This is a genomic window from Metabacillus idriensis, assembly GCF_009674765.1.
Lineage (GTDB): Bacteria > Bacillota > Bacilli > Bacillales > Bacillaceae > Bacillus_P > Bacillus_P idriensis.
In genome coordinates, this window is record NZ_WKKF01000001.1 from 1,662,784 (window position 1) to 1,682,703 (window position 19,920).

The 19,920-nt window shown below is 39.8% G+C and carries 22 protein-coding genes and 1 other annotated feature; of the genes, 1 reads left to right on the forward strand and 21 read right to left on the reverse strand.

Annotated elements, in window-relative coordinates:
- Positions 1-19: 19 nt before the first annotated feature.
- From GJU41_RS08245 to GJU41_RS08345, 21 genes are all read right to left on the reverse strand, one after another.
- Positions 20-979 (reverse strand): alpha/beta hydrolase, encoded by a 960-nt coding sequence (locus GJU41_RS08245; protein WP_154318270.1) that lies wholly within the window; start codon positions 977-979, stop codon positions 20-22.
- The gene (locus GJU41_RS08250) at positions 976-1,713 is read right to left on the reverse strand and encodes a GNAT family N-acetyltransferase (RefSeq protein WP_224771372.1); all 738 of its coding nucleotides are present in this window, start codon (positions 1,711-1,713) and stop codon (positions 976-978) included. The genes GJU41_RS08245 and GJU41_RS08250 overlap by 4 nt, the downstream gene beginning before the upstream one ends.
- 91 nt (positions 1,714-1,804) lie before the next feature.
- Complete coding sequence (locus tag GJU41_RS08255) at positions 1,805-2,260, reverse strand: GNAT family N-acetyltransferase (protein WP_154318271.1); 456 nt, start codon at positions 2,258-2,260, stop codon at positions 1,805-1,807.
- 187 nt (positions 2,261-2,447) lie between these two features.
- Positions 2,448-3,104: a thiamine phosphate synthase gene (gene thiE, locus GJU41_RS08260; protein ID WP_154318272.1), complete on the reverse strand. Its 657-nt coding sequence runs from the start codon at positions 3,102-3,104 to the stop codon at positions 2,448-2,450.
- Positions 3,094-3,915 (reverse strand): bifunctional hydroxymethylpyrimidine kinase/phosphomethylpyrimidine kinase, encoded by an 822-nt coding sequence (gene thiD / locus GJU41_RS08265; protein ID WP_070877512.1) that lies wholly within the window; start codon positions 3,913-3,915, stop codon positions 3,094-3,096. Before thiD ends, thiE begins: the two co-directional genes overlap by 11 nt.
- Entirely contained in the window at positions 3,902-4,720 is an 819-nt protein-coding gene (gene thiM / locus GJU41_RS08270; protein WP_154318273.1) for a hydroxyethylthiazole kinase, read from the reverse strand. Before thiM ends, thiD begins: the two co-directional genes overlap by 14 nt.
- 209 nt (positions 4,721-4,929) lie before the next feature.
- On the reverse strand, positions 4,930-6,045 hold the full coding sequence (locus GJU41_RS08275; RefSeq protein ID WP_154318274.1) for a GerAB/ArcD/ProY family transporter: 1,116 nt from the start codon (positions 6,043-6,045) through the stop codon (positions 4,930-4,932).
- A 24-nt stretch (positions 6,046-6,069) separates the two neighbouring features.
- Positions 6,070-7,248: a Ger(x)C family spore germination protein gene (locus GJU41_RS08280; RefSeq protein ID WP_170292741.1), complete on the reverse strand. Its 1,179-nt coding sequence runs from the start codon at positions 7,246-7,248 to the stop codon at positions 6,070-6,072.
- Positions 7,249-7,258: 10 nt separating this feature from the next.
- Positions 7,259-8,434, reverse strand: a complete 1,176-nt coding sequence (locus GJU41_RS08285; protein ID WP_154318276.1) for a spore germination protein — start codon at positions 8,432-8,434, stop codon at positions 7,259-7,261.
- Entirely contained in the window at positions 8,382-8,744 is a 363-nt protein-coding gene (locus GJU41_RS08290; RefSeq protein ID WP_154318277.1) for a spore germination protein, read from the reverse strand. The genes GJU41_RS08285 and GJU41_RS08290 overlap by 53 nt, the downstream gene beginning before the upstream one ends.
- A 143-nt stretch (positions 8,745-8,887) precedes the next feature.
- Positions 8,888-9,511 (reverse strand): LysE family translocator, encoded by a 624-nt coding sequence (locus GJU41_RS08295; protein WP_154318278.1) that lies wholly within the window; start codon positions 9,509-9,511, stop codon positions 8,888-8,890.
- 69 nt (positions 9,512-9,580) lie between these two features.
- Positions 9,581-10,939: a sodium-dependent transporter gene (locus GJU41_RS08300; RefSeq protein WP_154318279.1), complete on the reverse strand. Its 1,359-nt coding sequence runs from the start codon at positions 10,937-10,939 to the stop codon at positions 9,581-9,583.
- Positions 10,940-11,002: 63 nt separating this feature from the next.
- Positions 11,003-11,224: a binding site (T-box leader), on the reverse strand.
- Positions 11,225-11,575: 351 nt separating this feature from the next.
- Entirely contained in the window at positions 11,576-11,842 is a 267-nt protein-coding gene (locus tag GJU41_RS08305) for a hypothetical protein (RefSeq protein ID WP_070877517.1), read from the reverse strand.
- A gap of 409 nt (positions 11,843-12,251) precedes the next feature.
- A complete protein-coding gene (locus tag GJU41_RS08310; RefSeq protein ID WP_070877518.1) occupies positions 12,252-12,911 on the reverse strand; it encodes a carboxylesterase family protein in 660 nt (219 codons plus the stop codon).
- Positions 12,912-13,028: 117 nt separating this feature from the next.
- Positions 13,029-13,850, reverse strand: coding sequence for a membrane protein insertase YidC (gene yidC / locus GJU41_RS08315; RefSeq protein WP_070877519.1), 822 nt, complete (start codon positions 13,848-13,850; stop codon positions 13,029-13,031).
- Entirely contained in the window at positions 13,784-14,167 is a 384-nt protein-coding gene (locus tag GJU41_RS08320) for a hypothetical protein (protein ID WP_070877520.1), read from the reverse strand. Before GJU41_RS08320 ends, yidC begins: the two co-directional genes overlap by 67 nt.
- Before the next feature lie 123 nt (positions 14,168-14,290).
- Positions 14,291-14,749 carry a DinB family protein gene (locus GJU41_RS08325; RefSeq protein ID WP_154318280.1) on the reverse strand — a complete coding sequence of 153 codons (459 nt, stop codon included), beginning with the start codon at positions 14,747-14,749 and terminating at the stop codon, positions 14,291-14,293.
- Between the two features lie 21 nt (positions 14,750-14,770).
- Positions 14,771-15,601: a helix-turn-helix domain-containing protein gene (locus GJU41_RS08330; RefSeq protein ID WP_070877522.1), complete on the reverse strand. Its 831-nt coding sequence runs from the start codon at positions 15,599-15,601 to the stop codon at positions 14,771-14,773.
- A gap of 109 nt (positions 15,602-15,710) precedes the next feature.
- Positions 15,711-15,875 carry a hypothetical protein gene (locus GJU41_RS08335; protein ID WP_154318281.1) on the reverse strand — a complete coding sequence of 55 codons (165 nt, stop codon included), beginning with the start codon at positions 15,873-15,875 and terminating at the stop codon, positions 15,711-15,713.
- Positions 15,876-16,010: 135 nt separating this feature from the next.
- Complete coding sequence (locus GJU41_RS08340; RefSeq protein ID WP_154318282.1) at positions 16,011-16,784, reverse strand: SDR family NAD(P)-dependent oxidoreductase; 774 nt, start codon at positions 16,782-16,784, stop codon at positions 16,011-16,013.
- 381 nt (positions 16,785-17,165) lie between these two features.
- Positions 17,166-17,750 (reverse strand): YtxH domain-containing protein, encoded by a 585-nt coding sequence (locus tag GJU41_RS08345; protein ID WP_070877525.1) that lies wholly within the window; start codon positions 17,748-17,750, stop codon positions 17,166-17,168.
- A 189-nt stretch (positions 17,751-17,939) separates the two neighbouring features.
- Here GJU41_RS08345 and pepF point away from each other — a divergent pair, with 189 nt between their 5' ends.
- Entirely contained in the window at positions 17,940-19,754 is a 1,815-nt protein-coding gene (gene pepF, locus GJU41_RS08350) for an oligoendopeptidase F (RefSeq protein ID WP_154318283.1), read from the forward strand.
- The last annotated feature ends 166 nt before the right edge of the window (positions 19,755-19,920 follow it).

Consider the following 19,920-nt stretch of genomic DNA (forward strand, 5'->3'; position numbering starts at 1 on the left):
TCATTCTCATTTAAAAAAATTAAAAATTTTTTCTCAGCAAACTTTTCAGCTGACTGGTCAAATCTATCATCGCAAGATCTGCCCTGTTTACTTGTCCGATCATATTTGGAAAACTGTGAACAAGCTGTTCATAATACAAATATGTGACAGGAATTTCAGCATCTGCAAGCTTTTCAGCATACAGCTTTCCTTCATCCCTTAACGGATCATATTCAACCGTCACAATCATTGCCGGAGGGACGCTTGCATTTACAGCAAGGAGAGGTGATGCATATGGATTCTTTCCCTGTTCTTGATCGCTTAAATAATGATTCCAAAACCATTCCATTTTTTCTTTCGTCAGATTAAACGAATAGCCAGAACGATAGGATTCTGTGTCAAAATTGTGATTCAATACAGGAGTGATTAAAACCTGCAATATAAACGTCTGTTTTCCCTGATCACTTATCCAATTGACAGCTGCTGCTGCAAGATTTGCTCCGGATGATTCTCCTCCAATTGCAAGTTGTGCTGGATTCCCATTCCATTTTGAGATGTTTTGAGGAACCCACTCTGAAACAGCAAGAACATCCATAAGCGCTGCAGGAAATGGGTGCTCAGGCGCAAGCCGGTAACCGACGGACACAATCAGGCAATTGGCGTTTTTTGCAAAATACCGGCACATGGAATCTGCACTGTCAAGATCTCCAAATACCCAACCTCCGCCATGCATAAATATCAATACAGGCAGCAGTTCCGATGACTTTGGCTGATAAATTCTTACTGGAATTATATGATCAGCTGATTGTATCTTTTCGTTGTGAATCATTAAGTCGTTCATTTCAATCCTTTGAAAAAATGTTCGTGCTTCCTTATAAAAATACCTTGACTGCAGTGCAGATAACTCGCTTAATGGAGGGTGTTTGAGTTCAGCCATTCTTGCACCTATTCTGTTCAGCAGTTCTTTCATATCATCATCAATCGGGAGAAAAGTTTTCACATATTGCTCCTGCCTTCCACATTTAATAGCTTAATATCTTCACTTGGAAGTTTGATAAAAGTTACTTTTTTACTGGACATATAATCATTAAAACGATCATGTTCACCTATTACGAGTGCAGCTTTTTTGTGAGGGAGCAAAATGGTATCCGCAACATATCCGCCAATCTCTTTTAAAATTGGAATGACGATCCGGTTTCTTATATCAGGTTCGCCAATGATTCTTCTTGATCGGAATTTTTTCATAAGAAATGCAGTCATCGCCCTGACAATCATTAAGCCATCCTCTTTATTTAAAAGCTCTCTTGGCCCAATTAATAAATGCATGCCAAGATCACCCGGTTCTGCCTGATAAAAGTCTCTAATTGAATCATGCTGGATCGAATAAGCAATGAGATAACCTGCAGGCAAGTCATCTACAAAACATAGATACACTCGTTTGTGCTCTGCTTTGACTGAGCGTTCTAAATAAGCATAAAAATCTTCTTTACTCACATTCAGCTTCCAGAAAGGAGCAATATGGGGCTGATGCATCCAGACATATAAAATCTCTAAATCTGTTATTTTCACCGGACGAAGTGAAATGGTATGATTTAACTCTCTGTCCTCTATGACGGCTTCAAATTCATATAGCGTTTCTATAGGATTCAGCTCCTTACTTCCTTGTAAGTGAATACACATGAATCTTAATTGAAAATGATTATCAATGTCAATGACTTCTGAAAAATCAGTCATTCCTGCCTATGCATTCTTTATAAATAATCTTTCATTCTAGAACATCATACCTATGCTTTATTTACATATTCTCACAAAAAAAGAACAGAATTTAATCTGTTCTTCCGTTTTGAAGCAATGTTATCCTTACACCGGGAGCTACTTCAATTTCTTTTGTTTTTTCAAATCCAAAAGATTGATAAAGTGCTATTGCAGGGAAATTCTTTGATCCAGTAGATACTGTCACTCTTTTATTCAAATTCTTTTTTAAAAGATAATCAAGCAGAGTAGAAGCCATTCCTAATCGAAAAAAGCCAGGATGAACCACTAGTCTGCATATATTGAGAGCTTCTTCCCCCCTTTCATAAGACAGTACTCCGCGAATATCATTTTCCAACATGCAGCCAATAAAGGTTTCTGTTGAAGCAGCAATGTCCTTTGGGGTTTCTTTAAGCTGTGGGATATCTCTGAACCCGATTATTTCTGCTTCAATTAGGTAAGCAGGGATTTGTATTCCCAGAATTTTTTCTGCTGTGCTGTAATCTCTATGGTTTAGGTGTTTAATCATTTTATCCGCTCCACTTTACATAATAATATTATTGATGCATTTTATTAAAAAAAATCTTCCTCTCTTAATTCTATGCTTTTTCTTTTAATCCTTTTTAAACGATTTAACATTCTAGTCAACATCAAAGTTATAAAAAATTAACAAACAAAAAACGTGCAAATCTTGAGAATGATTTGCACGTTTTCTATTACTCTGAAATTCCAGCAACTGCTTTCTTCAATGCAGAAGAACTTTCAAACACATCTGCCGCAAGACTGATCGCAGTAATAACGGATATTCCATCTGCACCTGCTTCAATAACTGCTCGAGCATTGCCTTCATTAATTCCGCCAATGCCAACAATCGGAATCCTTATATCGCTTTTCCTTACTTCTTCAATTAGAGAAGTTCCTTTAACAGGTTCAGCGTCTGCCTTTGTAAGTGTCGGATAAATGGGTCCAGCCCCGATATAATCAGCTCCATCAGCAATAGCCTTCTTTACTTCCCAAAGCGTATGAGCTGAGACACCTACTATTTTTCCTTCACCTAATTTCTTTCTGACTGTACTTGCATCTTCATCATCCTGTCCGATATGAACCCCATCCGCGTTCAAAGTAAGAGCGAGTTCTATGTCATCGTTTACGATAAATGGAATGGCATGCTCTTTGCATCGATTCTGCAATTTCTGTGCCAGGTTCATTTTTTCAGTTCCTGTAAGAGCGCCTTCTCCCTTTTCCCTGAACTGAAACATCGTAATGCCTCCATCTATGGCTTTCAGGAGGACTTTTTCAGGGTCTTCCTTACAGTTTGTGCTTCCCATGATAAAATACAGCTGGAGTTTTGAACGCATTTCCTCATTCCACATGCAAAGATCTCCTCTTTTTCTGCTGGTAAGCCCAATGATTTGTCGGTCCGTGCCCCTGTCCTAGTTCAAGATCTTCTTTAATCGCTTCCTGAATAAATGACACGGCGGTTTCTACTGAATGATAGACTGTGTTTCCTTTAGCAATCTCAGCTGTAATTGCTGCTGCAAATGTACAACCCGTACCGTGCGTATTTTTTGTCTCAATCCGTTCACTTGAAAAATAACTGAACTCAGTTCCATCATATAATAAATCCACTAAATGGTTTTCGTTTTCAGCATGACCGCCCTTAATGACAACATTCTTGACGCCTAAAGAGTGCAGAACTTCAGCTGCAGTCCGGCGATCATCGAGATTATGAATTTTCATACCTGTCAGCACTTCAGCTTCTGGAATATTGGGTGTAACAATCAAAGCAAGCGGAAGTAAATGTTTTTTCATTGCATCGACTGCTTCACCCTGCAAAAGAGATGCCCCGCCCTTTGCGATCATAACGGGATCTACAATCACTCTGCTCCAGTTAAATTTTTTAATTTGTTCAGAGACTGCCTCTATAATTTCACTATTAAAGAGCATCCCTGTTTTTATAGCGTCAGCTCCAAGATCTGAGCCAATCGCTTCAATCTGCTGCACAACCGCATCCGCTGTTAACGGAAATACTCCATGAACACCAAGCGTGTTTTGTGCGGTTATCGCTGTAATGGCAGACATTCCATACACATTCAATTCTTGAAACGTTTTTAAATCTGCCTGAATTCCTGCTCCGCCCCCGCTGTCAGAGCCTGCAATCGTAAGTGCTTTAGAGATTGACATGGTTAACCTCCTCGAGTGCTGCTAGCTTTTGGATATCTTCTGCTGAAATTTGGCAGAGCTTGTTTAAAAACTTGATTTGAAAGCTGCCGGGGCCTTCAATTCCTTCAGCTGCAAGTTGCGCTGCACTTCCGTAAACCGCTAATGCTGCGGCTGAAGCAAGAACATAGTCTTTTTCAACAGCACAAAATGCGCCGATAACAGAGGTTAACAAACACCCTGCACCCGTTACTTTTGTTAAAAGAGAATGACCATTTTTGCAAATATAGGTTGTTTCACCATCTGAAACAATATCCTGTTTTCCTGTAATCACCGCAATCGTGTTTAACTGCTTTGCAGCTTTTACAGCTAGCGCAATTAAATCACCCTCACCATCACCGGAGTCGACTCCTTTTATCGCCCAGTTCTCCCCGACTACATTTGCAACTTCAGCAGCATTTCCTCTAAGGACAGTAATATCCAGTTCTTTAACGATTTTTTGTGACGTCACTGTCCGGTACGTCGTTGCCCCTGCCCCAACCGGATCAAAAATAACGGGCACGTTATGCTTATTTGCAGATTTTCCTGCAATCAGCATCGCTTCTACATTTTCTTCATTTAATGTACCAATATTTAATACGAGTGCCCCTGCAATTTTAGCCATATCTGCCACTTCTTCTTTTGCATAAGCCATGACTGGGGATGCTCCGATTGCCAAAAGGCCATTTGCTGTAAAATTTGTTACTACCACATTTGTAATATTGTGCACCAGAGGTTTTTCTGTTCTTAGTTTTTCTAAAGCCGCTGCAATCGTTTCCGCTTGTATCATGTTTTCCCCTCCCTAAAAATAAAGAGCACTCTGCCGCGGCAAAGTGCTCATATGTATCCCTGAAACACATCCCTGCGCTGGCATTATCCAACAGGTTCATTCGGTCTTCGGCAGTTAGCCGTACTCTCAGCCTGATTCCACAAGCTCCCGATTTCATATTTACGTTTGTTAAAAAGTCTACTCTTCCCCAGACGGTTTTGCAACTGTTATTATTGCACAGGCGCATTCTTTTTCTGAAGATGCGCTTTAATCAGAAGGATAATCAGCAGCAGAATGGGAACCCCGAATTGAAATGGCAGGTGGATATATACTGGAACAACTTCCAGCCCGATCTTGATATGCTCATTAATGCTGTCTGCCATAAAAAAAGTTGAAGCAAATCCAGCGGAAATAGCAGCATATACAAGATAGTTATTTTTAACTTTTGGCAAAACCTCAGATAAGCCTTTTACAGATGCATAAAGGAAAAGCACCACCTTAATAAAACCTACAAAGAAAAAGACTATAACAGACAAAATCTCCACATGCTGAAAAAAATCCAGCAAATCAATGGTTTCAATTGTTTTAATGAGAGGATAGGAAAAAAATTTTGCAATTTTTGCCCCTAACAAGCCGATAATGGATTCTGTAATCGCAATGATGATCAATCCGCTGAATACGACAGCCATCCAGCCTTTTTTTAGAAGAAAACTTTGATCATTAACAGCGGGAAAAATCATGAGAAAAACGACTAATTCTCCAAATGGAAAGGTAATCTTGGCAGAGAAAATATTTCCTATAACCGTCTTCCAGTCCGGTTTTATAAGCGGAAGAACATTTGTCCATTCAAACAATGGCGTTAAGACGGTAATTAAGGTAGTTAGTGCAATCAGCAGGATGCTTCCGAAAAAGAGCAGTTCTGAAACTCTTGCAATGGCCTCTAAGCCCAAAATGCAGGCATAGCCTGCCAGCAGAACAAAAACCAGACCAATTACCCATGTCTGAATGTTGTAAAAAAGAACGGAGCTGATAAAAAATTCAAAATCCTTCACCACTCTCATGCCGATATAAAGGAAATAAGCCGAATAAAGGCCAAGTACAAATTTCCCTCCCCATTTGCCGAAACCTGTTTTTAAAAGCTCTGAAAAGGTTATTCTGCTTTGATGAATGCGGAGCAGCCAGTTATACAGAAAATAGATTCCTACACCTGCAATCATCGCAATCAAGTTCACAAGCCATGCCTCTTCCTCTGCATCAATACTAAGTCCGACAACTACTGTGCTGCCGAGGAGAAACAGCACCATTAAAGAAAAAACCTGATAAGGGGTTATCTGCTGATTAATCATTCTATCATCCTTTGTTTATATGGTTTAGGGTATTTTATTAACATCCCCCATTTTCTCAATCGTCAAGTCTACATCTACTGTAATTGGAACAGATGGATACAATTCGCTCCAATTTTTGTTGATCTCGTTAAATTCAAAAGGATTTTTTAAATAAACCTCTTTTAAAACACCAAGATAATCATTGTTTTCCTCCTGACTTTTGGCTATCAGGGAATTCATTTCGCTTTTCAAGAACGCTTCAGCCTTGGATTCAAGATTTTTTATTTTGGCCTGTTTGCATGTGCTTTCTAAGAATTTCCCTTTAGCCTTGAGTATTACATGAAAAGAGGGCTTGCCTTCTTGATACTCAGGTTCGACTTTGGTTTTTGACCTTGTAATGCTAATCGTAAAATATCCCTGGTCATCTGATCCGCATCCTGTCTCGATACTTGTCTTTTTAATTCTGTTCGTGAACGCATTATAGACTTTACTTTCATCCCTGTCCAAATAACCTGCAAGCTTATCCTGCTTGAAATAGGCCATTCCGTTTATGACCAGCAGAACAGCCGGTTCCGCAGTAGAAATGTTTTCTTTTGTAAAAGCAATCTCATCATCGCTGCTTAAGGTAACAAATGGAAGTGCGGTCTGCTTTATGTTTCTGAGCAAATCGTTCATGACTTTAATTGGATACATATTAACAGCGGATCCAATGTTTGTTTCATTGTTATAAAGAATTTCATTTATTCTTTTTGAAGAAACCTTTTGTATAGGGGTTATGGTCTTTAAGATTTTACTTGCGGGAAATTTTTTTGTAACCATGATTTTTATGCTTGATGAGATCTCAGACTCCGTTAAAAAAAAGGCGGTAATGTCTTTGATTCCTTTTTCTTTTGCTATTTCTTCTCCTATCAGAATTAGTTCTGCGCTGTCAAGAAAAACCTTCCTTGAATTTCGATTTGAGATGTTTTTTATTGCTTGTGAAATTGTTTTTCCCGATTGACGGTAAGTGATTGAGCCAGGTTCATCACCTGATGAATCCGGTTTTGATGCTGTATTAATTACCTGGAGGGTTACTTCATACCCTTCATTACTCGAATCAATACCAATCGCAGATACAATGGCAATGGATTTAATAAGCGTATCTTCAACATTCTTTGAAATAAACACACTGCCGCCAAGAGTAAGGACGGCGAAAAAGATTGCTGTCCATAGTTTTTTCTTCATAGCATCCTCCCTAATCATTTTTCAGGCGGTCTTTTTCTTCCTTCGTAAAGGTTTTCTTATTATTCAGCTGTTCATAAATAGGCAGCCTGACTGCAGCATCCTTTTGGTCTTCCAGCTTAAAGGGGGCAAACGGTGCCAGATAAGGCACGCCGAATGATCTTGAGGAGGACAGCTGCAGCAAGTAATACAAAATTCCCGCAATGATTCCAAAGAATCCAAGAATGGATGCCAAAAACATAAAGATGATTGTCAGCTTTTGTGAAACGGGGGCAAGTGTATAGACCGGTATAATGCTTGAAAAAATGTAAGATGCACTTAAGACAACAAGAGTAAATGGCTGAACTAGGTAAGCTTCCACAGCAGATTGGCCCAGAACGATCGCCGCAAAAACAGTGACTGTAAATACAACAGATTGAGGAAGTCTAAGTGAGCTTTCTGTAATAATTAAAATCAGGAAATAAAACACGACGGTTTCCACGACAGTAGGAGCCGGCACAAGTTCCCTCTGTGTAACGATTCCTACAAGCAGATTCGTTGGAATCAGCCCCGGATGATAAATGGTGAATGCGATGTATAAAGCTGGAAGCAAGATTGCAAAGCTGTATATTAAAATCCTGGAAAACCGTTTCACAAATATTTTTTTAGTAAGAAAGTAGTAATCGTCAGGTGACTGAAACAACTGGACAAATACGGTTGGCAGTGTAACAACAAATGGCGATCCATCAACAATGAGAGCAATCCTGCCCTCGAGAACTTCACTGCAGACAACGTCCGGCCTGTCGGTCGAAAGGGTTAGCGGAAAGATGGAACTTGATGAGCTTGTCAGGGTTTCTTCTAGATAATTGGAATCAAGGATTACATCCATTTTTATAGATGATAATTTTTCTTTCAGTTCTTTTAAAATTTCCTTATCGGCTTTCCCTTCCATGTAAACAATGGAAATTTTGGTATTGGAATTGATATAATCCGGAGACTCAATCCTTAGTGTTGGATCTTTAATAATTTTTCTGATAAGCGCTGTATTCGAAGAAATATCTTCATTGAAACCTATGTCAGGTCCTTTCAATGTCCGCTGTGCCTTGGGATTTGAAATACTCCGCTCAGGAAACTTGTCCGTTCCAGCTACAATGCAGCTAGTTTGGCCTTCTATAAAGATAACAGTATTTATTCCCCATGAGCAATTCATTAACGGCAAGATTCATATCCGTTATTCTTCTGGTCGCCTTTAAAGCAATAACATGATTTAGAAGAAAGTCTGATGTGTCATCAGCAGCCTTTGCTTTTTCAGGGTCAAATGATGCAAGCGAAGGAAGAATAAAATCTTCCAGTTGATTGCTTTCAACAATCGTGGTGATATAAACGGCCAAAAAAGAATATCCATTGTTTTCAACTTTTTTAAATTTCAGATCTGAACTGTTTCCGAGTTTCTCACTTATCCAAGATTGGCTGACAGCCAGTGATTCAGATATTTTAGCAGAAGCAACTAATTTAGGCATTTCCGTCCCTCTGTTTCTTCATAGTTATGGATTAATATTCCTAACCTGCTAAGTAATTATGTGGCTCTAAGACAAAGAAAAAAGAACCCGCTAAAAACGGATTCTCCTATCAAGAATAACATGATCCTTTTATCTGATGCTTTTCACTTTCTCTCAAACGCTAATTTAATCCCAAATCCAATGAGCACTGCTCCAGTAACGCCTTCCATCCACTTTTGCACAGCAGGCTTTTTCATGAAGGCACTCAACTGATGGATCAAGTAAATATAAATAATAAACCAGATAAAAGTAAGAATTGTGTACGTTAATCCCATAATCATAAACTGTGTAAATGTATTCGACCCAGGCTCCAAAAATTGCGGGAGAAAAGTTAAAAAGAATACAGCTACCTTTGGATTAAGGAGATTGGTCAAAAATCCCTGTCTGTAACAGTTGATACGCTTTGAATCAGACTTTTGCTCTTCATGGTCTTGGAGGCTGGCCTGTTTATTTATGGTCCATAAAGATTTAAGTCCCAAGAAAATTAGATAGCAAGCACCCGCGTACTTCAGGATGGAAAAGAGAAAAGCTGATTTGACAATAAGTGCTGATAACCCTAACACAGCTGCAAACGTATGAATTAAAAGGGCTGTCAAAGTCCCAAGTACTGTTTTCATACCACCTGCTCTGCCGCTTGCGATTGTGTTTTTGGTAGCAACGGCTGTATCAGGTCCCGGCAATAAGATTAATAACAGCGACATGATGATAAATAAGGATAAGTGCTCCAAGATGACTCCCCCCATATTCTGAATTTTACCAATTTTAACATATGGAGGGTGCGGCCGGATAGAGTTAATTTAACGGGACAACAGTTTCCAAACCCCTAACACATCCAGCAAAACAAGGAAAATAGCGATTGGAGCTACATATCTCATTAAAAAGAACCAAGTGTTAAAAAGTCCTTTAGAAAAAGACGAACCGTTTGAAAGTTCTGAGTAAAGCATGGATTTTTTTATTTTCAAAGGAACAAAGATAGAAATAAGCAGGGCGCCGACTGGCATGAGAATGTTGCTGACTAAATAATCGGCTGCATCAAAAATTGATTTTCCTAAAATACTTACGTCACTCCAGATTCCAAATGATAATGCAGATGGCACTCCAACTGCGAATATGATCAATCCTATGATCCAGGACCATTTAATTCGTTTATCAGGATCTCCCTTAGAAATCACAGATACAATAATTTCAAGCATAGAGAACGCGGAAGTTAATGATGCGAATAAGAAAAGCAGAAGGAAGGCTACAAAGAATACCATTCCAAATGCCATTTGATTAAATACGGTCGGCAATACGTTGAATAATAGAACAGGGCCCGCATCTGGCTTCAGTCCGAAAGAAAATACTGCCGGGAAAATAGCTAATCCGGCGAGAACGACGATGAAAATATTCATGCCTACAATCGATATCGCCGATTGAGGCAAATTTGATTCTTTCGGCAAGTATGAGCTGTAAGTCACCATAACAGAAACACCTACACTAAGAGTAAAAAAGGATTGTCCCAGAGCAGCGAGAACTGTTTCAGACGTTAACTTAGAAAAATCAGGCTGAAAAAGAAATTGCACGCCTTCCATTGCGCCTTCTAGTGTAAGAGAACGGAAAATTAACACTATAAATAAAAGAAACAAGACTGGCATCATAAATTTGCTTGTGCGTTCAATTCCTTTTTGAACACCTTTTGCCACAACTGCAATCGTGATGATCATAAATACAAGATGAGCTCCGACACTCAGCATCGGGTTTGAGATTGTAGCTCCGAATAATTCTCCGAACTGCTGCTGATTCAGTCCGTTTAACTCTCCTGTCAGCGTTTTAACTAAATATAGAATGATCCAGCCGCCAATGACACTATAAAAAGAGAGCAAGATAAAACATGTAATTATCCCAAGATAACCAATTGAAAACCATTTTGTACCCGGAGCAATCTCTCTGTAGGATTCAATCGCATCCTTTTGGGTGCTTCTGCCGATTGCAAATTCTGCCAGCAATAAAGGCAGCCCAAGCAAAAGGGTAAACAGCAGGAAAATAAAAAAGAATGCTCCCCCTCCGCTCACACCTGCGATATAAGGAAACTTCCAAATCGCTCCAAGCCCGATTGCAGATCCTGCTGCAGCCAAAATAAATCCCAGTTTTGAAGACCACTGCTGATTTTCTTTCATTTTGCACCTCTCATAAATTCTGTCGATTATTAATGAAAACGCAAAAAAGCCTCCCCTATGAAATATAGGGGCGACTTTTCATCGCGGTACCACCCTAGTTGAGAATAAAATCGATCCTCCGGCTCTGAAGTCTTTATCGGGACAATCCGTTAATCCCTTCCAATAGGTCGAAATTAAAACTCAGGGACCGAAATTCATCTTTTTTGTATGTACTGATTTCCACCAACCATCAGCTCTCTAAAACAGTGACAATAAGATTACTATGCTTCCCATCAACGTTACGTTCCATTAATTTATAGATAATTTAAACATCTAAGACATGAGCTTGTCAACATAATTCGTATTTTTAAGGCTGTTTTCGCTTAGATTGTTGTTTGATAAAAAATGATGTCCGTTCCTTTCTGCTGCAGTCACTTGCTTTCCGCGGGGAGGGTGGGAGCCTCCTCGGCTTTGCCTGTGGGGTCTCCCATTTCCCTCTATTTTCCCGCAGGAGTCAAGTGCCTTCCGCTGCAATCCACTAAGGTTTACAACATTTAGTCTAAAAGCAACAAAATTTACGAAAAGAGCCTTTTAAAAAGGATCAACAAATTTTCAGCTTCTGTCCAGCAGGAAATATTACCCAAAATTGAATCATTATTATTCATCAAAAACTTCCGGTTCATTAAAAACGGTAATCACTTTTGTAGCGCTATTTATCTTGCAGTCCAAATTCCAAATGGTTTTTTTAAAGCAGACAACATCCTCATTTTCAAGGTAAAACTTTAAGAGCACATCATCTTCTGCATCAATAATCGCATATTTATCCTTGCTTCTGAAAAGCTCATGGTCTTTATGCATGACAATTTTCCAGCCATGTTCCAATGAGAATTCTTTAAAATCTTTCGTGAATTTTTTTAAATTCATAAAGCTTTACCTCCAATCAGTCTTTATTTTAGGCTGTGTTCGCATAGATTGTTATTTTTCATGATAAATTTTGTTCGTTCCTTTCCGCTGTCCGGGTGGGAGCCTCCTCGGCTGTGTGCCTGCGGGGTCTCCCATTCCCCTCTATTTTCCAGCAGGAGTCAAGTTCCTTCCATTACAATCCACTTAAGGTTTTAAACATTTAGTCTAAAAGCAACAATGTTTACAAAAAGAGCCTTATTTTAATAAAAAAGCTTGTGTACAGATAATATAAATGGTATATTACTAGAGCGATGAGCTGATTTGTGTAAGTCGAAGAACGCGCGGTTTTCCGCACACATGAATGTGGTCATGTGGTTTTTCGCCTCAAAACGCAAGGAGACGACTGTTTTTACAGCGTCTCCTTTTTTATTTACTTTTTTTGCTTTAAAAGCCATTCAAAAAACTCAGGATCATTGTAGGCATCTGTCCATGAATCATGTCCTGCTTCAGGATACGAAGTAAACTTTACATTTCCTCCCGCAGCTTCAATAGCATTCACCATATCCAGACTTTCTCTGATTGGGATGACATCATCTCTTTCCCCATGAAAGATCCATGTCGGAATATCCTTTAGCCGCTCTGCTTTTTCAGGGCAGCCCCCACCGCAAATCGGTGCAAGCGCAGCAAATAGATCAGGCATCCTTGATGCAAGCTCAAAAGCCCCATAAGCCCCCATGCTCATCCCTGTTAAATAGATGCGTTTCATGTCCACACGATGCGTTTTTATAACCTCTTTAAGAAGTGCAGCCACTCCATCTAATTCCATAATCCAATTTGATCTCCTTGCAGTAGAAATTGGACATTGCGGTGCAAGAAAAATGAACGGAAAGTCCCCTTTTTCAACCACCTCCGGCAGACCAATTGTTTTTACAAGCTCAGGATCTGTGCCGCGTTCGCCGGCTCCGTGCAGAAACAAAACGAGCGGTGCCTCTCCTGTTTCATCCTCATATCCTGAAGGCAGTTTTAATAGGTAGGACAGATTTACATCTATTACTTTTGTGATTGTTTGTTGAAATACATCTGCTCTCATCTGCTTAACTCCTTTAGTAGTTTTCATCTATGTCATGTAATACATTCTGCCTGAGATACAGCAAATCCTTTTTTAAGCAGCAAAAAAGGCCAATTCACTTGGAATTGGCCATAGTTGTTATGATTTAGCAACTGATAATGAGGTTGGTTCTGCCTGAAACAGTTTCTTTGTCAGCAAGGTTTGAAGGATAACAAAGATTCCGCCGATCGTCCAGTAAAGCGGCAATGCTGCAGGTGCTGTCAGAGAAAATACACCAATCATGATTGGTGACAGATAGCTGAACATCGCCATTTGCTTTCTCTGCGCCTCTTCAAGACCGATTAATGAAACTCTGGACTGAATATAATAGATTCCGGCAGCTAAAAGGGTCAATGCAATATCAGAACTGCCAAGATTGAACCATAAAAATGAATGCTCCGCTATTTCAGGTGTTCTTTGAATGGCATAATAAAATCCTGTTAAGAAAGGCAGCTGAATAAGCAGAGGCAAGCACCCTCCAAGTGCAGCCAGCGGATTTATATTATGCTTTTGATAAATCTTCATCGTTTCCTGCTGAAGCTTTGTTTTTGTCTCTGCATCTTTTGCTTTTTTCATTTTTTCCTGCAGCGCTTTTAATTCCGGCTGTGCACCAGCCATCTTGCCTTTCATTTGCATTTGATCCTTTGATTGCTTTAATGCAAACGGAAGCAAAACAAAGCGGATCATCAGAGTGACAAGGATAATCGAGAATCCATAGCTTCCTTGAAACCAGTCTGCAAACGTTTTAAGCAATACTGAGAAAGGATAAACAAAATAGTGATTAAAAAAACCTGGTGTCTGTCCTGTTATGTCCTGAATGTTTCCACTAGCCTGCTGACAGCCGCTCAGTAAAATCAGCAGTGTAATTCCTGTGAGTGCAAGTAATGTTTTCCGTGAAATGAATGCAGCTTTCTTTTCCATATAAATCCTCCTTGGTGTTTTTCATTTTGAGCTAAACTTCCAAGAAGGATCGCGGATGGTACATCATCACCTGAATCGTACCGTCTCATTTGTTTGGTCATCCATAAAAAGATGGCATTTGTTTCATTTTGCATCCGCTGGGAGGATAATTGGCTATCCTGCTCTTTTTCCAAAACTGTTTTTAATGACGGATGTTTCTTAAAAGACTGATTCAGCAAGTAGCCGAAAGCAAACATGGCTGCTACGGTAAAGAATAAACTCAGCAGCGACAAATATGGGGTTAAATCATGGGTGATTTCAATGATCATCTGCTGCATTCACCTCCTTTTCATATCATCAGTATATACCTTTGCTTTTTAAAAAGAAAGAGGATGTCAATACCAGTCAGCTTCTTACAAAAATAAAAAAAGCCTGCTGACTTATCATCAGCAGTCATTCTTTCAGCTCTTCTTAACATACATTGGAAGATCTGTGTGTCCAAGCATTCGAGCATAAACAAAAAGATTTCCTTTATGATTCACTTCATGTTCAATTCCCATTTTAATGAGTGCGGACCCGGGAACACTGAAACCAAATACATCCTTTAAATCAATGACTTGATTTAAATCTTCGTCTGTTAAAGATTCTAGGATCTGCACCGTTTTTTCAGTATAAGCCTCAGCAAGTTTCAGCAGGTTTGTCTCCGTTATTTCAGCTTCCTGCATGAGAGGCTGTGCATTTCCAGCTTTTACTACAGCAGTAAATTTGTACATCGAAGTCAGCATGTGAGTAATTAGTTCTTCTGTCGTCATAGATGTTTCTGCAGGTTTAAATTCTGGATTATCATGCTGCATTTTTGAAATTAACTCCAAAGTAACAGCTCGGTGTGATAGAAAATGATTAATCAATTTTGAGTTCATTGGATATCCTCCGGCAAGTTATTATTTAGCGAATCCCATGAACTGCTTCAGCATTGAAAGGCCATATTTGCGGTCAGTTCTGTCATCTCTTGTTTTCTGATGCTGCTGAACAAACGCAAGAAATTTTTGCTCGCGGATTTCAATATGCTTCTTCGCAAGCTCCCGCTCGTATCTGATCTCTTCTTGATACATATCCCTTTCACTGCTTGACGCTTCATGGATCACATCAAGCTTATCATGAAGGGCTCTGAATTGTCCTTCAGCAGCACTCCGCTCTGCATAAGATTGTTCATTGATCTTATTTTGGAGGGATGAGAATTGTCCCTTTACCGCACTCAGCTGAATTTTAGATTGTTCATTGATCCTATTCTGAAGCGCTGTGAATTGACCTTTCGCAGTATTCAGCTGGGTTTTGGAATGCGTATTTAGCTCCTGCTTAACTGTTCTTTTCATTTCATCTATCAGGGTGAGCTCCAGCTGATCCATTTTCAGTTCCAAAATCGAAATATCCTGTTTTCCTTTTTCTTCAATTAAATTAAAGATTTCCTCGAGCGCAACTTTTATATTTTTCTTAGCTGAGAGTTCAATGTCAGGATCAGCCTTTGAGGCAGCAGCCTCTGGTTTCCCGTTCATATTCAGCATTTGGACGATCGTTTCATGATCAAGCTGACTGTCTTTTAAGTGCTTGATTTTTCGCAGTATCTCAATATTTTCCGGTGAATACACTCGTGCATTTTTATGATCCCTCTCGATGTCAAGAAATGCTGAGAATTCCAGTTCCCACATTTTCAAAATATAAGAAGATTCCCCAAGCAATGATGCAACCTTTGATATATTTAATGTTTTTCCCATTTAAAACCCCGCCTTTTCTAATTTTTTGTTGATATACCATTCGAGGCGGGCATAAGCGGATTCCTGCAAGTCGACAAAGGTTCTAAAATAAAGTCATCATCCTTTGAAATCATATGTATTTCGGCATTTTCTGCTTATTTGGAATAACTGGCTTGCTTTTTATATGGAATTGCATCTCTACTCTTTTTGGCTGTTTCCGCATAGATTGTTGTTTTTCATGATAAATGATGTCCGTTCCTTGCAGCGAGAGGAACTTGCTTTCCGCGGGGAGCATGGGAGCCTCCTCGGCGCCTGCCTGTGGGGTCTCCCATTTTGCTCTATATCCCGCAGGAGTCAAGTTTATCCGCTACAATACACTTAAGGTTTTTAATTTTTGGTTAATAGCAAAAACATTTACGAATAGAGCTTTTTAAAATCCCTGAATTGTCATTCCTCCATCGACAAATAACGTTTGGCCAGTAATGTAGCTTGCAGCATCAGACCCCAAAAAAACAGCCGGTCCGACTAGCTCAGGAAGCTGGCCGATTCTTTTTAAAGGGGTAACAGCTAAAATATCTGCTACATATTTTTCATCGCTGAGTATTTTTTCAGTAAGCGGTGTTTCAAAATACCAGGGACCAATAGAGTTGACGGCAATGTTATGCTGCCCCCATTCAAAGGCCAGCACCTTTGTCATTTGAATCATCGCCGCTTTTGTCTGGGCATAGACGACACCAGTACGCAATGCGGTTTGTCCCGCTACAGAAGAAATATTAATGATTCTGCCGCCACTACCCTGCTGCTTCATCATCTCTCCTGCCAGCTGGGACATAAAAAAAGCAGATTTCAAGTTGGTATTCATGATCGTTTCCCATTCTTCCTCTGTTACATCAAACGCTTTTGACCGGATATTCATTCCGGCATTATTGATTAATATATCCACGGAGAGATTGTTATCCTTTATTTGCTCAAATGCCTGATTCATACTGGCTTTATCCGTGATATCCGTTACAATTGGATAAGCTTTTCGGCCCAGTGCTTTTACTTTGTCCGCAGCCTCAAGAAGATCTGCTTCTGTTCTGGAAAGCAGGACAACATCTGCTCCTGCTTCTGCATAACCAATCGCCAATGCTCTTCCAATTCCACGTCCTGCACCTGTAATAACCGCGAGTTTGTTTTCAAGATTAAAAGATGGTAAATACATGCTTATCCCTGCTTTCAATAAAATATCTATTATTTTATCATATAATTCCGATTTTTCTGCTTTGAAAGCTGCCTATATGCTGAACTCTATTAGGTGTAGATTGATATGTTCATAATAAAAAAAGGCTGTGTTCGCGTAGATTGTTGTTTTACGATTATGAATGTAGTTCGTTCCTCTCCCCTCCAGGAACTTGCTTTCCGCGGGGAGCATGGGAGCCTCCTCGGCGTTGCCTGTGTGGTCTCCCATTTTGCTCTATTTCCCGCAGGAATCAAGTTTATCCGCTGCTATCCACTTATCGTTTTAACTATCTAGAATAAAAACAACAAAGTTTATGAAAAGAACTAAAAAAAAAGAGCAGACAATTGTCCGCTCCGTTCTCTATTAGAATTTCCCGACATTGCTGCCTGGAATTGATGTATGAGTCGTTGGTGTTTCCGGTGCTTTGGTAGATGAAGAACGATTTGAATCAGTTCCGCCAGTTAATTCCGTGCTTGCTTCTTTTACTTTAGACCCAATAGAGGCTAAATCCTTTTGTGCGTCTTTAGCTGTTGAGAGTGTATCATTTGAAATTTGGACAACATCATTCACGTTATCCATCACATCTTCATTTAAACGGTCATACAAGTTTTTTGCCTCATTGATGGCATCTTTTAAAGAATCTGCAGCACTTTTAAATTGAGAAACCATTTGATTTTTGACTTCACCCGGGTTTTCTTTTACTTGTGTAAAGACATCCACTGATGAATCTTTCAAACTGACAGCTGAGTCTTTTACTTGATTGCGGGTTTTGCGGTCAAATAGAGTAACCAGTCCACCTACAGCTGCTCCTACTAACATGCCCTTTACCAGCTTGCTGCTATTTTTATTTGCGCCCTTTTTCGCAATGCTTGTCTCAGTCTTAGAAATTTCTGTTGGTGCCGTCTGTGATCCCAGTGTATTATTTTGGTTTGTGTTATAGATTGTCATTGTATAAATCCTCCTGTTTGGTTAATGTCATACTCCATATATACCCTGCTCTTTCTATTTATTAAACCTATTATTTGAAAAGTATAAACGTTTTTTAATAATTTAGAATAATCTGTTCATACTTCTCCTCTAGTTGTATAATTACTTAGGAACACGAAAGACCAATATTCGATTTGGAGGGATTGTCCATTGGAAAAAACGATTGAAAAACGTTTAAACCGCAGTGAAGTGCCTGAAGAACTGACGTGGAATCTGGAAGATTTGTTTGAATCACAGCAAGATTGGGAGTCAGAATTAACATCTATTGAACGGGATGCAGCCCAAATCAGAATATATAAAGGAAAACTCGGAGATGGAGCAGATTCTCTATTAGAATGCCTTCAAGCTGAAGAAAATCTATCAAAAAAACTTGTAAGAGCCGGCTCATACATAAGCCTGCAGCAATCTGCAGATGGAACAGATCCTGCGCATCAGGGAAATTACTCCAGGTTTGCCGCCATTCTTTCAAAAACAAATGCAGATTTATCTTTTATAGAAACTGAACTATTGTCTCTTCCCGATGGAACAATTGATGCATACATAAAAGAGCAAAGCGGATTAGCGGCATTCAGCAGAAAACTGAATGATTTGCTTCAGTCAAAAGCTCATCAGCTGTCAGAAGAAACAGAAGAAGTATTGGCAGCCTTAGGGGAAGTCCACGGTTCACCTTACCGAATCTATCAAACAAGTAAATCTGCTGATATGGATTTTGAGGAAATTGAGGACGAAAATGGGAATATCCTGCCAAATTCCTTTGCTCTCTATGAAGACCGCTATGAATTTTCTCCGAATACATTTGTAAGGAGAAAAGCATACGAGTCATTTACAGAAACACTGAAAAAATATAAAAATACTTTTGCGTCTGCCTATGCCACTGAGGTAAAAAAACAGGTCACACTATCACGCTTAAGAAAGTATGATTCAGTAACAGACATGCTGCTGATGCCGCAGCATGTCACAAAAGAAATGTACCATAATCAGCTGGATATTATCCAAAAGGAACTTGCGCCCCACATGAGGCGGTTTGCTGCCTTGAAAAAAAGAGTCCTGAAGCTTGAGGAAATGCATTTTTGTGATTTAAAGGCTCCTCTTGATACAGAATTTAATCCAAAAACAACCTACACTGAAGCCGGGAATGTAATTTTCGAAGCGCTTGAAGTTATGGGACCTGAATATTTGCAAATCATGAAAAAAGCGTTAGCAGAACGCTGGGTTGACTTGGCGGATAATGTTGGAAAATCAACAGGTGCCTTCTGTTCAAGTCCTTACGGTGTGCATCCATATATTCTAATTACATGGCAGGATACGATGAGAGGCGCCTTTGTCCTCGCGCATGAACTTGGCCACGCCGGACATTTTTATATGGCAAATAAAAATCAGCGCATTATGAATACGAGACCGTCTACTTACTTTGTTGAAGCTCCTTCCACATTAAATGAAATGCTTCTTGGAAGGCATTTGCTTAAGAAAACGCAGGATAAACGGATGAGACGCTGGGTTATCCTGCAGCTGCTCGGAACTTATTATCATAATTTCGTTACTCATTTACTTGAAGGAGAATTCCAGCGCCGTGTGTATGAAGCAGCCGAAATTGGCAAGCCTTTAACAGCTAAAATGCTGTGTGATCTTAAAGGGAATGTCCTTTCTTCTTTTTGGGGTGACGCTGTGACTCTGGATGCGGGAGCCTCACTAACGTGGATGAGACAGCCGCATTATTATATGGGCCTCTACCCTTACACTTATTCAGCGGGACTGACAGCTTCAACCTTGGTTTCACAGATGATTGAAGAAGAAGGAAAACCGGCAGTAGACCGCTGGATCCGTGTATTAAAAGCTGGTGGAACCAAAAAACCAGTAGAATTACTGAAAGATGCAGGCGTTGATATGACAAATCCAGAAGCAATCAGAAAAGCCGTCGCCTACGTCGGAATACTGGTGGAAGAACTTGAGAACAGTTATGAGTAATACGAAATGCGGAATCGCCCGTTTAGCTCCGACAGACAGATAAGGATCAGCCAGTAAAGGCGCTTTTTGCCTTTGCTGGATGAGCCGTTCTGGCCGAGGAGTTGGGCGATGGAGCTGGACAACACGAAATGCGGAATCGCCCGTTTAGCTCCGACAGACAGATAAG